The organism is Streptomyces sp. NPDC040545 (assembly GCF_055595065.1).
Map to the genome: position 1 here is coordinate 667,806 of NZ_JBVIWA010000002.1, position 13,667 is coordinate 681,472.

The window sequence follows — 13,667 nt, forward strand, 5'->3', positions numbered from 1 at the left end:
CGGACGCCGCCTCGCGCGGACGCCGCCTCGCGCGGACGCCGCCTCGCGCGGACGCCGCCTCGCGCGGACGCCGCCTCGCGCGGACGCCGCCTCGCGCGGACGCCGCCTCGCGCCGGACGCCGCCTCGCGTGGGCGGCCCGACCGGACACCAGGTGCCTGCTCAGCTGACAGGAACCGTCTCGTGCAGGAAGCCGATCAGCAGGTCCGTCACCGTGGCAGGCCGCTCCAGGCTGGGGAGATGGCCGGCCCAGGGCAGTTCGACGCGGCGGGTGTCGGTGAGCAGCTCCGGCAGTCGGGCCGCGATCTGCCGGAAGTCCGTCAGGTCGCGGCCGCCCGAAGGCACGAGGCCGGGTGCCTTGATCGCTGACAGGTCGATGTCCACGCTGTTCCGCCCGGCCCCTTCGGGGGCGGCCAGTTGTACCTCGAAGGCACGCCGCTGCATCTCGCGTACCTGATCCCGGACCGCGTCCCCGGCGTCCGGTCCCAGGAAGGTGTCCACGCTCAGTTCCACCGCCCCGGCGATGTCACCCGCCCCGAGCAGCGCGTCCTCCCGCTCGCCGAACGCGCGCAGCTCATCGCTGGGTTCATGCCCGGGCAGTCCGGAGCACACCAGCGCCATGGCGGAGACCCGGTCCGGACGGCGTGAGGCGATCTCCAAGGCAACGCGTCCGCCGTACGAGGAGGCGATCAGTGCCGCTTGCTCGACGCCGAGGGTCCGCACGGCTGCGTCAAACCCGCGCCTCGAGTGGCGGTCTAGCATGGAAAGCAAGGTTTCATCTCCTGGCCCGGGCCGCAGCGGCAGGGAGGCCGGTATGGCGTTCGACACGGCTGGTTTTGAACAGGTGGACGGCGGCCGTTACATCCCGATCTCCGATCACGGCCTGATCGGCGATCTTCGTACGGCCGCGCTGGTGGGCACGAACGGCACCATCGACTGGTACTGCTGCCCGCGTTTCGATGCGCCCAGCGTCTTCGGGTCGATCCTCGACGCCGACCGGGGCGGGTCGTTCGAGCTGGCCGCGGAGGTGCCGACCCGCACCAGGCAGTTCTACTTCCCCGACACGAACGTGCTGATCACACGGTTCTTCGCCGCGGACGGCGTGGCGGAGATCCAGGACTTCATGCCCGTGGTCGACGAATCCCGCGAGGCGGCCCGGCACCGGCTGATCCGGCGGGTGATCTGCGTCCGCGGAACCCTCCCGTTCAGGGCGCGGATCGCCCCCCGCTTCGGCTACGGCGCCGACGCGCACACCACGCACCTCGAAGGCCACACGGCGGTGTTCCGCTCCCCGTCACTGGCGCTCGCGCTGACCTCCACCGCACCCCTGGAAGCCGACGGCCCGGACGTGTGGTCGCACTTCAAGCTCCTGGAGGGCGAGTCCCACGTGTTCGCCCTCGACCGGATCGGCGACGGCTTCCCGCCCCGGGCGTGCCCGCGCGCCGAGGCGCAGGAGCAGGCCGACGCGACCGTCCGGTTCTGGCGCCACTGGCTGGCCCGCTCGCGCTACCACGGGCGGTGGCGGGAGATGGTGAACCGCTCCGCGCTGCTGCTCAAGCTGCTCACCTACGCGCCGACCGGTGCGATCGTCGCCGCTCCGACCACCAGCCTGCCCGAGCAGATCGGCGGCGAGCGCAACTGGGACTACCGCTACGTCTGGGTCCGCGACGCAGCCTTCTGCGTCTACGCGATGCTGCGCCTGGGCTTCACCTCGGAGGCCGAGGCGTTCATGGGGTTCATCTCCGAGCGCGGCATCCTGCGGGGCAAGAGCGACACCGGTCCGTTGCAGATCATGTACGGCATCGACGGCCGCACCGACCTGCCCGAATACGAGCTTGCGCACCTGGAGGGATACCTCGGCTCCGCACCGGTCCGGGTGGGCAACGCCGCCACCGGCCAGCTCCAGCTGGACATCTACGGTGCGCTGATCGACTCGGTCTACCTCTACGACAAGTGGGGGCAGCCGATCAGCAGTGACCGCTGGGACGAGGTCGGTGCCGTGGTGGACTGGCTGTGCGAGCACTGGGACCAGCCCGACGAGGGGGTGTGGGAGACCAGGGCGGGCCGGCGGAACTTCGTGTACTCGCGGCTGATGTGCTGGGTGGCGCTGGAGCGCGCGATGCGCATGGCGAACCGCCGCGGTCTGCCGGCGGACCTGAACCGCTGGCGGGAATCCCGGGACGCGATCTACCGGCAGATCATGCGGCGCGGCTGGTCGGCCGAGCGAGGGGCGTTCGTCCAGGGGCTGGACGGCCACGTGCTGGACGCGTCGCTGCTGATGATGCCGATGGCCAAGTTCGTCTCGCCCACCGACCCCAAGTGGCTCTCCACCCTGGACGCGCTCACCGCGGACCTGGTCTCCGACTCGCTGGTGTACCGCTACGACCCGACCGCCAGCCCGGACGGCCTGCACGGACCCGAGGGCACCTTCTCGATCTGCTCCTTCTGGTACGTGGAGGCGCTGGCCCGCGCGGGCCGGCTGGAGGAGGCCCGGCTCGCCTTCGAGAAGATGCTCACCTACGCCAACCACCTCGGCCTGTTCGCGGAGGAGATCGGTCCGACGGGCGAACAGCTGGGCAACTTCCCGCAGGCCTTCACCCACCTCTCGCTGATCAGCGCCGCCTTCAACCTCGACCGCGCGCTGGGCTGACGCAGCATCACCACCGGGCCGGCGGTGGCGGCCCGGACCGCCGCCTCGGCCCGGGTCTGCTGGTCATCGCCACCGCTCAGCTGATGGTCGTGCTCGACGCGACCATCGTGCACGTTGCCCTCCCCGACATCCAGGAGGCGCCCGGCTTCTCCGGCAGCGGCCTGGAGTGGGTGGTGAACGCCTGCGCGGTCACCTTCGGCGGCCTGCTCCTGCTCGGCGGCCGCGCCGGCGACAGCCAAGGGCGGACACCCACCCACCCGGATCGGTACCGCAATCTGACCGCCTCCGGTGAAGGGCACCGTCGAACGCGGCACCGCGACCTACCCGGTGACCGCTCGCGAACCGACCGGCGCCGAACGCGACCGCACTTACGCCGAGCAAGCGCGGTGTTACCCCGGCTTCGCCGAGTACGAACGACAGACTGCCGGAACCCGCAGCATTCACGTGCTTGAACTCCGGCGGGCGTAGCCCACACACCCGTCAGGTTCGGCGAGTCGAAGGAGAGAGACCATGCCCAAGGCGGTCAGATACGACGAGTTCGGCGGGATCGACGTGCTGAGGGTCGACGAGGTGGCACGCCCCGTGCCCGAGGACGGGCAGGTTCTCGTACGCGTGAAAGCGGCCGGCATCAACCCCAGTGAGGCGGTCATCCGCACGGGTGCGCTGGCGGACATGTTCCCGTCGACGTTCCCGTCCGGGCAGGGCAGCGACCTCGCCGGCGTCGTCGAGGAGGCCGGCTCCGGGGCTGCCGGATTCTCGCCCGGCGACGAGGTGATCGGCTTCAGCCAGAAGCGGGCCTCCCAGGCCGAGCTGGTCCTGGCCGAGGCCGGTGACCTCACGCGCAAGCCGGAGAAGGTCTCATGGGAGGTGGCCGGCGGTCTGTACGTCGTCGGCGTCACCGCGTGGGGGGCGGTTCACGCCGTCCAGCCCGAGGAGGGCGAGACCGTCGTCGTCTCCGGAGCCGCCGGGGGAGTCGGCTCGCTCGCCGTCCAGCTCGCGCGCCGTACCGGGGCCACGGTCATCGGCCTGGCGAGCGAGAGCAACCACGAGTGGCTGAGGGCCACGACGTGATCCCGGTCGCGTACGGCGAGGGCGTCGCGGACCGCATCAGAGCCGCCGCGCCCGGCGGCGTGGACGCCTTCATCGACACCTTCGGCGACGGATACGTCGAGCTGGCCCTCGCCCTCGGCGTCGCGACCGATCGGATCGACACCATCGCCGACTTCGCGGCCGCCGACAAGCACGGGGTGAAGACGGACGGAGGGGTCGCGGCCGGGCCGGGCGCCAAGGTGCTCGCCGAGCTTGCGGGCCTGATCGCCGACGGACACCTCGAGGTGCCGATCGCGAACGTCTACCCACTGGCGCAAGTCCGCGAGGCCTACACCGAGCTCGAACGCCGCCACACCCACGGCAAGATCGTCCTCAGGCCCTAGTGCTGTGGCCGGGAAGGTTTGCCGGGTCGCGTCGTCCGGTGCGGTGGATCGCAAGGCGGAGGACCGCGGCTCGTACTGGACGTACTTGCGCGGTCCGACAACGCGGCGAGGCGCCGTGCCGGGCGTCGTGACCCGGTGAACCTTCCCGGTCACAGCACTAGCAGCCGCGCGATGGCCCGGGGTGCGGGCGACGCCCTTGGCCCGCTTACGTACCCGTCGTTGGGGCCACCGGCAGTGGCTGCTGGTGGGCGTAGCGGCTGCGCATGGCGTCGCTGGCCGCAGGGCCCGCTGCGAAGACGTAGGCACGGCTGTCGTCGAGCCGGCGGCCGGTCCCGGCGTCGACGACCACGGGCTGGACCTCCTCGCCGCTTTCCGCGTCGACGAGGATCATGCTGCGTTCGTGCGGTTCCAGCCGGGAATTGCCCCACGCGGCCAGGGCGACGATCACCGGGCGCAGGGAGCGCCCGAGATCGGTCAGTACGTACTCGTGGCGGACCGGGTTGGTCTGGTAGGGACGACGCTCCAGCAACCCGTCCGTCACGAGACTCTTCAGGCGGGCCGTGAGCATGCTCGAGGAGATGCCCAGGTTCTCCTGGAACTGATCGAAGCGGGTGTAGCCGTCGAAGGCGTCGTGGAGGATCAGCAGCGTCCACCATTCACCCACGTGTTCCACCGTCGTGGACAGCGGGCACTCCCGGTCCTCCAGCCTGATGCGGCTCGCCACGGTGACCATCCCCTCGGTTACTGCTAAAGTCGAAGTTAGTTGCTTCTATTTTAGCAGTAACCGAGTGTCGTGCCGTACGCGCACGTCAGAGATCGGAAGACACCATGACCAGCCCCGTCAGCGAATCACTCGAAGGCCGCCGTGCCCTGGTCACCGGCGGCACCAAGGGCACCGGAGCCGCCATTGCCCGACGGCTCGCCGAGGCCGGCGCCGACGTGCTCGTCACCGGCCGCAGCCGCCCCGAGGAGGTCGAGGAGAAGTCGTTCGTCGCTGCGGACCTGTCGACCTCCGACGGGACCGACCGGGTGATCGACGAAGTGGTGGCACGCCTGGGAGGTGTCGACGTCGTGGTCCACACCCTCGGCGGCTCCGAGGCGCCGGCCGGCGGATTCGCGGCGCTCGGCGAGGAGGACTGGGCCAAGGAGCTCAACGTGAACCTGCTGGCCGCGGTCCGCCTGGACCGAGGGCTTCTGCCCGGCATGATCGCGAGCGGCAGGGGCGTGATCCTGCACGTCACGTCGATCCAGCGCCGCATGCCCCTGTGGAACGGCACCCTGGCCTACGCGGCGGCCAAGGCGGCGCTGACCACCTACAGCAAGGGCCTGGCCAACGAGGTCGCCCCGCACGGCGTCCGCGTCAACACCGTCTCACCGGGCTTCATCCAGACCGCCGCCGCAGACAACCTGGTCGCCAGGATCGCCCAGGAGTCCGGCGTCACCCGGGAAGCCGCCCTGGGCCGGCTCATGGACTCGCTCGGCGGCATTCCCCTCGGCCGCCCCAACCGACCGGAAGAAGTCGCCGAACTCGTCGCCTTCCTCGTCTCCGACCGCGCCTCGGCCATCGTCGGCGCGGAACACGTCATCGACGGCGGCACCACCCCCACCGTCTGAGCCGCCACAGCCGAGAGGACCGTCATGCCGAGCCATCAGCCCCACACCATCGCCCCGAGCGACTTGCCCAAGACGATCACCCGCTACCTGCGGGCCCACCACGACCACGACACCTCGACCGCAGTCACCGCCTTCACCAGCGACGCCACCGTGACCGACGACGGCAGGACGCACCAGGGCATCACCGCGATCGAACGGTGGCTGAACCGCTCCGCCACCGAATTCACCTACACCATCGAGCTCACCGATGCGCAGCAGATCGATCCGGCCCACTACGTCGCCACACATCACCTCGAAGGCAACTTCCCCGGAGGCAGTGTCGACCTCCGCTATCAGTTCAGCCTCCGCGACGACCTGATCGAGCGCCTGGTCATCGCACCCTGATCCGCCTGGGCGTTCTCCTTCCGGCCCTCGGCGGTCGCGGCAGCGTACCTCCCGAACTCATCGAGACGGCCGGGCCGTCAGTAGCGGTGCGAGCGCCGCGGCGCCAACGCCGGACGCGTGATTCGCATGATCGTTCGGCGGGGCACCCCGACCTCCGCTGCTACATTGCGTAGCGACCTATTCTCTCTGAGTGCCCACACGGTGATCGAGTACGTTGTCCCGTGCCCTAGGGCCGAGATCAGCCGAGGCCGTGAGCTGTGGATGCCGCTCACGGCCTCGCGCGTCGGGTGCTGTCGGCGGCGGCCGGATCGAGGTGCGATCGGACTGCCGGCGGCCGCCGGTCTTGTACACCCGAAGAGGGAGATCTCGTCGTAGCCGGGTTCCAAGTACAACGCCAAGGCGTGATGCCGGACGGACGGACGGACGAGGGCAGCCTTGCCCCCCTAAGTCGGTTCGAGGAGTGTGAAGTCGGCGAAGTCGAACCCGGGTGTCACCACACAGCTCACCAGGACCTCTTCGTCGCCGACGGGGCAGGCGCTTTGCCAGTGGCCGGCGGGCACACACACCTGCTGCTCGGTGCCGGGGGAACGGTGCGATCCCAGGCGGTACTCGGTGACCGTGGTCGGTGTCGGTCCCGGCGGGCTGACGTACAGGGCGAGGGGGCCGCCGTCGCGCCAGAGCCAGATCTCGTCGCTGGCCACCGTGTGCCACTGGGACCGTTCCTCCGGTGCCAGCAGGAAGTGGATGAGGGTGGCCGACGGCCGCTGACCGCGGCCCGCCGGATGCGGGACGGTGAAGGGAGCGGTGTAGATCCTGCGGTACCAGCCGCCCTCGGGGTGGGGTTCCAGGTCGAGGGCGCGGGCGGTCTCGGGACGGGAAGTCATCGGTGGCAGCCTCCGGTCGGGACGACGGTCCGGGCGGTGGGCGGACCGTAGCGCTCGTAGTGGTCCTGGAGGAGTCCGGATTCCTCCAGGACGGTGTCGGCCACGGCAGGGCGCAGCCCCAGGGGAGCGGTCCCGGTGGCGACGGCGCAGGCGCCGGTGGCTACGTCTCCGCGCGTCTTGGTGGAGACGAACACTCGGGCCTGCAGGTCGGGTCCGAGATGTGCGGTCAGTTCGCCCGCGTCCTGGCGGAGCACCGCCTTCGGGGCGGGTGCGTCGCACAGGCGCCGGTCAGCGCGGTGCAGGAGGTGGGGCCTGTCCTCCGGGGGCGGGGCGGCAGTGACGTCGACCGAGTTCGCAGCGAAGGAAACCCGGCCGTCTGCGGGCAGCGACACGTAGGAACCCGCACGTCGGATGGTCACGGTGTTGAACTCTCGATCCGTTCGGCATTGGATTGCGGTCCGTTGTACCCGGTGGGTGTTGTGTGCCGCAATGCTGCACGGCGGCCTCGGCGCGGGAGTCGGCGTGACAGCCCTTCGGGGTAAGGGAGCCGTGCCCGTATGACAGACCCGTCAACGTTTCGAAGCCATCAGCGTGGCCCCGCCGGATCCTGCCGGGGCCGAGTCCGCGACGCGCCGCCAGGCCTTGAAGCCTGGCCAACACTGCGCAAATGATCTCCCCGACGACTCGGTCCGGAGGAACTAGGCTGGGACGGAGCGTCTGCACGGTGGGAGATGTCGTGGATGTCGATCTGCGCAAGCTGCGCTACTTCGTGATTGTGGCCGAGGAGTTGCACTTCGGCCGGGCCGCCGAGCGGCTGCACATCACGCAGCCGGTGCTGTCCCGGCAGATCCGCGCGCTGGAGCAGGAGCTGCGCGCGGAGCTGTTCACCAGAAACAGGCGGACCACCGAATTGACGGACGCCGGCCGTCAACTGCTGGAGGACGCGCACCCGCTGTTGGCCGGCGCGCAGGCTCTGTGCCGCCGGGTCCAGCAGGCCGCCCACGGATCTTCGGCGTTCACGATGGGCTTCATGCCCGGAATCACGGTGACGGGCGCGGTGCGCGCCTTCGCCGCCCGGCATCCCGAGCTGAGCGTGCGGGTGGTGCGCACCTCATGGGGCGACCCAGGTCCAAGGGGTGCACGAGGGCGTTCTCGACGTGAGCTTCGTACGGCTGCCCGTCGACCATCGCGGTCTGGAGCTGCGCCCGCTCTTCCGCGAGCCCCGCGTAGCCGTACTGCCGGCTGGCTCCAGGTGAAAACGAAGAGCGAATGTTGGTGGGTCCTGGCAGCAGCAAGTGGCCTGACAGCTGTGAAATGTTGCTCAGTTTTAAGAGCACGTGGGCTGGCCAGGAGGTCACAGCGCGTTCCGACCTCACGTGGCGTCTGGCAGCGGTCCGCTGGCCGGCCGAGGCGTGACCGCCTCGCCACGACCCGCGCCCGAGCCGAATTTTCCTCGCGTTCGGTCAGGACCTGGAAGAGGAGTTCGGCGCCGCGGCGGTCGAGTTCCATGTAGCCGAGTTCGTCGATGCACAAAGGTCGACGCGGCCGTAGCGGGCGATGGTCTTGGTCAGCTGCTTCTCGTCGGCGGCCTCGACGAGCTCGTTGACCAGCTTGGTCGCCAGGACGTACTTGACCCGGTAGCCGGCCATTGCGGCCTCGGTGCCGAGGGCGATCAGCAGGTGGGACTTGCCGGTGCCGGAGTCGCCGATCAGGCAGAGAGGCAGGCCTTTCCACGCTGGCCATGCTCGCCCACGCCCGGGCAGGTTCCGCGAAGCGGAGGACCTCTACGGGCAGGTACGGGAGCGGCTGGTCCGGCACAACGCCCCGCGCGCCGCCGACCTCCATTCACGGGGCTTGATCACGATCCGGCTCAGCCAGGGCCGGGTCGCGGAGATCGAACCGCTGGCCCGTACGGTGGCAGCTGCCTGGGGCACACGCGGGGGAGAAGCGCTCGCACTGGTCCTCGCTCTCCAGGGCAGGTTCGAGGAGGCACGCGCGATCCGCTTCGATCCGCATCCCGTGAAGGACCACTTCTACGGGGTACGCCTCGGAGCCCGCGCCCGACTGGCTTGTCTGCTCGGCGACACCGAGGCGGCAGCCGCGCTCGTCCCCCTGCTGCATGCGGTGCGGAACCAGCTCGGTTCGGCCGCCACCACCGCCTTCTGCACCCCCGCTGGCCCTCGCGCTGGGCGAGGTGCATGCCCTGCTCGGCAATGTGCCCGCCGCGCGCTCGGCCTTCGGGGAAGGCGGCGAAGTGGCCGCAATGTGGGGGTCGGAGCCCGCAGGCTCGGGCGATGAGTACTGCGATGTCTTCGTGGTCGCCCGGACCGCGCGGATGACGGCGTGCAGCGCGGCGACTGCTGCCGGCACCGCCCGTGCGACCGTTCCACCGGGGCATCAGCCGTGTTCGCCCAGCACGATCTTCCACACTCGGGTCGCCACCTGGAGGTTGAGCCGGTCCTCGACGTTCGCGAGGTCGTTGCCGCTGATGTTGCGGATGCGCTGGAGCCGATAGCGCAGCGTGCTGCGGTGGATCGCGAGGGATTCGGCGGTCTCGTCGTAGTTGCCGCCGCAGTCGAAGTACTGGGACAGCGTCTCCACCATGGCCGTGTGGTGCCGGGAGTCGTAGTCGATCAGCTGGCCGAGCCACTCGTGGACGAACGTCTCCAGTTCCCGGTAATCGTTGCCGGGTCCCAGGATGCGGTAGAGGCCCAGCTCGTCGAAGAACGTCGTGCCGTAGTGCTCGCGGGAGTGGCGGCGCACTTCCAGGGCGCGCTGCGCCTCCTGGTAGCGGTGGGGGATGTCGTCCAGGGAGTCGCTCGGGGCGCTCACCCCGATCGTCCCGGACCGTGTTCCGGTCTCCCGGACGAGCGCCTCGTACAGCGCGCGGGCGTGCGGCCTGTCATCGGCGACCAGGACCACGTGGTCGGAACGCCGGGTCAGCAGCGAGTGCATGCCCACGGCAGAGGCCGCCCGGCCCACGGTCTGCGCGAAGGAACCGTCCGCGGTCCGGTTCGACCACTGCACCACGACGACGTAGTGGCGGCGGTGCAGGTCGTGTCCGACTGCCTCGGACCGGGCGTAGGCGCTCGCCTCGTCCGTCCCTGCCAGGAGGTCGTCGGCCAGCTCGCGGTGCAGCCTCGACTCCACTTCGGCCAGATCGCGCAGGTGCGCCAGCTCCGGGGCGAGCGACGCGGCGGCGTGTTCCAGCGCGAGCACGGTGTGCTCGTCGGCCTCGCCCCGGACGTCGACCAGGGCCAGCACGCCCAGGATCTCGCCGTGCGGGCGGACCAGGGTGACCAGCCGGTCCTTCATCCGCACCGGCCCGGCCCGACGGGCGACGGCGGACAGCATTTCGTCCCGTCGCACGGGGTCCGGTTCGGGATAGGGGTCGGGGCGGTCGGGACCGGTCCAGGACCGCAGCCGACCGAAGCGGTCCTCGACCAGCGCGGGGAGTCCGGTGAGCCCGTGCAGTACGCGGGTGAGGGCTTCCTCGCCGCCGCCCGAGGCGGCGACGTCGGCCATGAGCGTGTGAACGGCTCGCTGGTACCCCAGCTCGGCCACGACGGAGATCAGCCGACCCTGGAGGGCTGTCCGCTCCTCCCTCAGCCGGTGCAGCTCCCGCGCGTCCTCGCGTCGGCGGCGGTGTGCGAAGGCGACCGACAGTGCGGCGCCGGTGTGCCGCACGAGCGTGGCGAGCAGGGAGCGCTCGGCCTCGGTGGGCCGGGAGCGGGACGTCACCACGAGGTAGCCGTGGAGCCTCTCAAGCCCGCGTAGCCCCAGGGCCCGGCCCCAGGGCCGGCCGGGCACGGTCACAGGGCCGTCCTCACCGGCCAGCTCCCGCACCCTCCGGTCCACGGCCAAGGCATGGACCTGCCCGTTCCGCGGGCTGGGGACCAGGTCGCCGTCCACCTTGAGGTATCCGGCCTCGGCGCTGTAAGGCCCTGCGGCGGCTATGTGGTCCATGGCCAGCCTCAGGATCCGGCCTTCGTCCAGGGTGTCGAACAGGGCGCTGGAGAGCACCATCAGTGCGTGGGGGACACGGTCGGCCGGGGTCGGAGCGGGTGGGCGGGGCCCTCGCCGCGCGGCCGTGGCGTGCCGCCCGCTGCCGCGGGGTGGGAGAGACCCTCTCCGCGTGGCGATGGGGAGCCGCCCGCCGCTGCCCCGCGGAAGGCTGCTCTCCTGGTCGCAGCGGCGGCGGTACAGGTGGTGCGCCCGACTGCCGGCCATGGGATCACTCCCCTCTCTTCGAGCCTACAGGCGAGCGGTGGTGCTTGGTCGGCCCGGCTCATACGGGATGTTCGGATTCTCCCTCTCGTACTGGTGGGGCGACCGGACCCGTGCGTTTGTGACTCGCCAGGCGCAGGCGTGGAGCCACTCGGCCCGCCACCCTGGGGAGTGTTCGAAACCGTCCGTCGCACCTGCAGGTAGGGCCGGGCGGTGACCGAGCAGCTCCGCAGGCCGGTTGCCTCGTACCAGACGTACCGGGAAGCCGCACGCGCCGTTGACCACCTCTCCGGCCACGGGTTTCCCGTGGAGAGGGCCCCGGTGTCCTGCCCGGCCGGCTGTTCGGCCTGTGAAACGGCTCGACCCCGTCGTCTCCGCCCTGCTCCTCGTCCTGTCGCCTCGCTCTGCCTCGATGCGGTCGAGCCGGTACGAGGTCGTCGTGGACGAGGAGGTCTCCGACGAGGCCGCAGGGCTGATCGGCGGGCTGCAGACCACTGGCAGAGGTCCCACCCGCACCTGAACGAACGTGATCCGGACAGTCGGCGCAGGCGCCGTACCGGGAGGAGTTCCTCATGGCCAAGGCAGTGGGCATCGACCTGGGCACCACCAACTCGGTGATCGCCGTGTGGGAGGGCGGAGAGCCATCCGTCGTGCCCAACAGCGAGGGCAACCGCACGACACCGTCCGTGGTGGGCTTCACCGACACCGGGGAACGGCTGGTGGGCCAGCTGGCCCGGCGCCAGGCGATCCTCAATCCCAAGGGCACCATCTACTCGGCCAAGCGGTTCATCGGCCGGCATTTCGACGAGATCTCCGACGAGGCCAGGGCGGTGGCGTACGACGTCGTCGAGGGCGACGGCGGAGCCGCCCGCTTCAAGGTGCGCGACAAGCTGTACGCGCCTGAGGAGATCAGCGCACAGGTGCTGCGCAAACTCACCGACGACGCCTCCAAGCAGCTCGGGGAGCGGGTCACGGAGGCGGTCATCACGGTGCCCGCCTACTTCAATGACGCCCAGCGCACCGCGACCAAGGACGCCGGACGGATCGCGGGACTGGAGGTGCTGCGGATCATCAACGAGCCGACGGCGGCCGCCCTCGCGTACGGCGTGGACAAGAAGGAGCACGAGACCGTCCTCGTCTTCGACCTGGGCGGCGGCACCTTCGACGTGAGCATCCTCGACGTCGGCGACGGCGTGGTGGAGGTGCGCTCCACCGCCGGCGACAGTCACCTGGGCGGCGACGACTTCGACCGGCGTCTGGTGGATCACCTCGCGGACGACTTCCAGAAGGAGAACGGCATCGACCTGCGCCAGGACGCGCAGGCGCTGCAACGATTGTTCGAGGCGGCGGAGAAGGCCAAGACCGAGCTGAGTTCGGTGACGCAGACGCAGGTCAGCCTGCCGTTCATCACCGCCGACGCCGCCGGGCCCAAGCACCTCACCGACTCGATCATGCGGTCCACGTTCGAGCAGATCACCGGCGACCTGGTGGAGCGCTGCCTGGGACCGGTCCAGCAGGCCATCGCCGACGCCAAGGTCGGCGAGAGCGACATCGACGAGGTCATCCTCGTCGGCGGATCCACCCGCATCCCCGCTGTCCAGACTCTGGTCCGCCGGCTGACCGGCGGCAAGGAACCCAACATGAGCGTCAACCCCGATGAGGTCGTGGCCCTGGGGGCCGCGATCCAGGCAGGGGTGCTCAAGGGTGAGGTCAAGGACGTCCTGCTGCTCGACGTGACCCCTTTGTCGCTGGGCGTGGAGACACGCGGCGGAGTGATGACGAAGATCATCGAGCGGAACACCACCATCCCGGTGCGCCGCAGCGAGACCTTCTCCACCGCCGAGGACAACCAGCCGGCCGTCGACGTGGTGGTCCTCCAGGGCGAGCGCGAGCTGGCCGCCGACAACCGGGTGCTGGGCCGGTTCCAGCTCACCGACATCCGGCCGGCGCCGCGGGGCGAAGCACAGATCGAGGTCACCTTCGACATCGACGCCAACGGCATCCTCGAGGTCAAGGCCCGTGACCGGGACACCGGCAAGGAACAGGGCATCACCATCAGCGAGAGCTCCAACCTGGACCGCAGCGAGGTCGAACGCATGGTCCAGGAAGCCGAAAGCAACCAGGGCCAGGACAAGGCACTCCGCGAGGCCGTCGACGCCCGCAACGAACTCGACGCCATCGCGTACCAGGCCGAGAAGCGTCTCGCCGAACTGGGCGACGCGGCGCCCGCGCACGAGAAGGCACGCGGCGAGATGCTCGTGTCCGACGCCCGGGCGGCGGTCAAGGAAGAGGCGGGCGTCGAGCGCGTGCGGCCCCTGACCTCCGAACTCCAGCAGGTGCTCGCCGGGCTGGCGGCCCATCAGGGCGCCGCCGCTACGGGAGGAGGTCCCGCCCAGGACGCCGCCACCGGCGGTCCCACGAGTGGCAGCGGCGGTGACGATGATGTCATCGACGCCGAGTTCGACAAGGGCTGAGGC

At 70.4% G+C, this 13,667-nt stretch carries 13 protein-coding genes and 2 pseudogenes; 9 read left to right on the top strand and 6 right to left on the bottom strand.

The features are described from left to right. Positions 1-160: 160 nt before the first annotated feature. A complete protein-coding gene (locus ACZ573_RS07860; RefSeq protein ID WP_471300667.1) occupies positions 161-760 on the bottom strand; it encodes an alpha/beta fold hydrolase in 600 nt (199 codons plus the stop codon). 52 nt (positions 761-812) lie between these two features. On the opposite strand from ACZ573_RS07860, the gene ACZ573_RS07865 reads away from it, so the two are divergent. The 3 genes from ACZ573_RS07865 to ACZ573_RS07875 all read left to right on the top strand — a co-directional run bounded on the left by ACZ573_RS07865 (position 813) and on the right by ACZ573_RS07875 (position 4,081). Next, positions 813-2,648, top strand: a complete 1,836-nt coding sequence (locus tag ACZ573_RS07865) for a glycoside hydrolase family 15 protein (protein WP_471300515.1) — start codon at positions 813-815, stop codon at positions 2,646-2,648. A gap of 510 nt (positions 2,649-3,158) precedes the next feature. Further along, positions 3,159-3,719 (top strand): NADP-dependent oxidoreductase, encoded by a 561-nt coding sequence (locus ACZ573_RS07870; RefSeq protein ID WP_471300517.1) that lies wholly within the window; start codon positions 3,159-3,161, stop codon positions 3,717-3,719. Further along, positions 3,698-4,081, top strand: coding sequence for a zinc-binding dehydrogenase (locus tag ACZ573_RS07875; protein ID WP_471300520.1), 384 nt, complete (start codon positions 3,698-3,700; stop codon positions 4,079-4,081). Before ACZ573_RS07870 ends, ACZ573_RS07875 begins: the two co-directional genes overlap by 22 nt. A 205-nt stretch (positions 4,082-4,286) precedes the next feature. Here the strand turns inward: ACZ573_RS07875 and ACZ573_RS07880 are convergent, their stop codons facing one another. After that, complete coding sequence (locus ACZ573_RS07880; protein WP_471300523.1) at positions 4,287-4,814, bottom strand: winged helix-turn-helix transcriptional regulator; 528 nt, start codon at positions 4,812-4,814, stop codon at positions 4,287-4,289. Positions 4,815-4,909: 95 nt separating this feature from the next. Between ACZ573_RS07880 and ACZ573_RS07885 the strand changes: the two genes are divergently transcribed. Next, positions 4,910-5,695: an SDR family oxidoreductase gene (locus ACZ573_RS07885; RefSeq protein WP_471300526.1), complete on the top strand. Its 786-nt coding sequence runs from the start codon at positions 4,910-4,912 to the stop codon at positions 5,693-5,695. Between the two features lie 24 nt (positions 5,696-5,719). Next, on the top strand, positions 5,720-6,079 hold the full coding sequence (locus ACZ573_RS07890) for a nuclear transport factor 2-like protein (protein ID WP_471300529.1): 360 nt from the start codon (positions 5,720-5,722) through the stop codon (positions 6,077-6,079). Between the two features lie 443 nt (positions 6,080-6,522). Here the strand turns inward: ACZ573_RS07890 and ACZ573_RS07895 are convergent, their stop codons facing one another. Further along, positions 6,523-6,963 carry a cupin domain-containing protein gene (locus ACZ573_RS07895; RefSeq protein ID WP_471300532.1) on the bottom strand — a complete coding sequence of 147 codons (441 nt, stop codon included), beginning with the start codon at positions 6,961-6,963 and terminating at the stop codon, positions 6,523-6,525. Beyond that, on the bottom strand, positions 6,960-7,382 hold the full coding sequence (locus ACZ573_RS07900; protein WP_471300535.1) for a hypothetical protein: 423 nt from the start codon (positions 7,380-7,382) through the stop codon (positions 6,960-6,962). Before ACZ573_RS07900 ends, ACZ573_RS07895 begins: the two co-directional genes overlap by 4 nt. 248 nt (positions 7,383-7,630) lie before the next feature. On the opposite strand from ACZ573_RS07900, the pseudogene ACZ573_RS07905 reads away from it, so the two are divergent. Together ACZ573_RS07905 and ACZ573_RS07910 are read left to right on the top strand one after the other, a co-directional pair. Continuing rightward, positions 7,631-7,831 (top strand): annotated as a pseudogene (locus tag ACZ573_RS07905) (LysR family transcriptional regulator); the annotation flags it as partial. 289 nt (positions 7,832-8,120) lie between these two features. Continuing rightward, positions 8,121-8,219, top strand: a complete 99-nt coding sequence (locus ACZ573_RS07910; RefSeq protein WP_471300671.1) for a hypothetical protein — start codon at positions 8,121-8,123, stop codon at positions 8,217-8,219. A gap of 178 nt (positions 8,220-8,397) precedes the next feature. Here the strand turns inward: ACZ573_RS07910 and ACZ573_RS07915 are convergent. Both ACZ573_RS07915 and ACZ573_RS07920 read right to left on the bottom strand, forming a co-directional pair. Further along, positions 8,398-8,693, bottom strand: a pseudogene (locus ACZ573_RS07915) (ATP-binding protein); the annotation flags it as partial. A gap of 667 nt (positions 8,694-9,360) precedes the next feature. Next, positions 9,361-11,193, bottom strand: coding sequence for a PucR family transcriptional regulator (locus tag ACZ573_RS07920; RefSeq protein WP_471300538.1), 1,833 nt, complete (start codon positions 11,191-11,193; stop codon positions 9,361-9,363). A 346-nt stretch (positions 11,194-11,539) separates the two neighbouring features. On the opposite strand from ACZ573_RS07920, the gene ACZ573_RS07925 reads away from it, so the two are divergent. Together ACZ573_RS07925 and dnaK are read left to right on the top strand one after the other, a co-directional pair. Next, positions 11,540-11,710, top strand: a complete 171-nt coding sequence (locus ACZ573_RS07925; RefSeq protein WP_471300541.1) for a hypothetical protein — start codon at positions 11,540-11,542, stop codon at positions 11,708-11,710. A gap of 52 nt (positions 11,711-11,762) precedes the next feature. Further along, positions 11,763-13,664 (top strand): molecular chaperone DnaK, encoded by a 1,902-nt coding sequence (gene dnaK, locus ACZ573_RS07930; RefSeq protein WP_471300544.1) that lies wholly within the window; start codon positions 11,763-11,765, stop codon positions 13,662-13,664. Positions 13,665-13,667: the final 3 nt, after the last annotated feature.

Excerpts from the sequence above, each read along its gene's own strand:
- ACZ573_RS07860 (WP_471300667.1), bottom strand. The coding sequence starts at position 760 with ATGCTAGACCGCCACTCGAGGCGCGGGTTTGACGCAGCCGTGCGGACC.
- ACZ573_RS07865 (WP_471300515.1), top strand. The coding sequence starts at position 813 with ATGGCGTTCGACACGGCTGGTTTTGAACAGGTGGACGGCGGCCGTTAC.
- ACZ573_RS07870 (WP_471300517.1), top strand. The coding sequence starts at position 3,159 with ATGCCCAAGGCGGTCAGATACGACGAGTTCGGCGGGATCGACGTGCTG.
- ACZ573_RS07880 (WP_471300523.1), bottom strand. The coding sequence starts at position 4,814 with ATGGTCACCGTGGCGAGCCGCATCAGGCTGGAGGACCGGGAGTGCCCG.
- ACZ573_RS07885 (WP_471300526.1), top strand. The coding sequence starts at position 4,910 with ATGACCAGCCCCGTCAGCGAATCACTCGAAGGCCGCCGTGCCCTGGTC.
- ACZ573_RS07890 (WP_471300529.1), top strand. The coding sequence starts at position 5,720 with ATGCCGAGCCATCAGCCCCACACCATCGCCCCGAGCGACTTGCCCAAG.
- ACZ573_RS07895 (WP_471300532.1), bottom strand. The coding sequence starts at position 6,963 with ATGACTTCCCGTCCCGAGACCGCCCGCGCCCTCGACCTGGAACCCCAC.
- ACZ573_RS07920 (WP_471300538.1), bottom strand. The coding sequence starts at position 11,193 with ATGGCCGGCAGTCGGGCGCACCACCTGTACCGCCGCCGCTGCGACCAG.
- dnaK (WP_471300544.1), top strand. The coding sequence starts at position 11,763 with ATGGCCAAGGCAGTGGGCATCGACCTGGGCACCACCAACTCGGTGATC.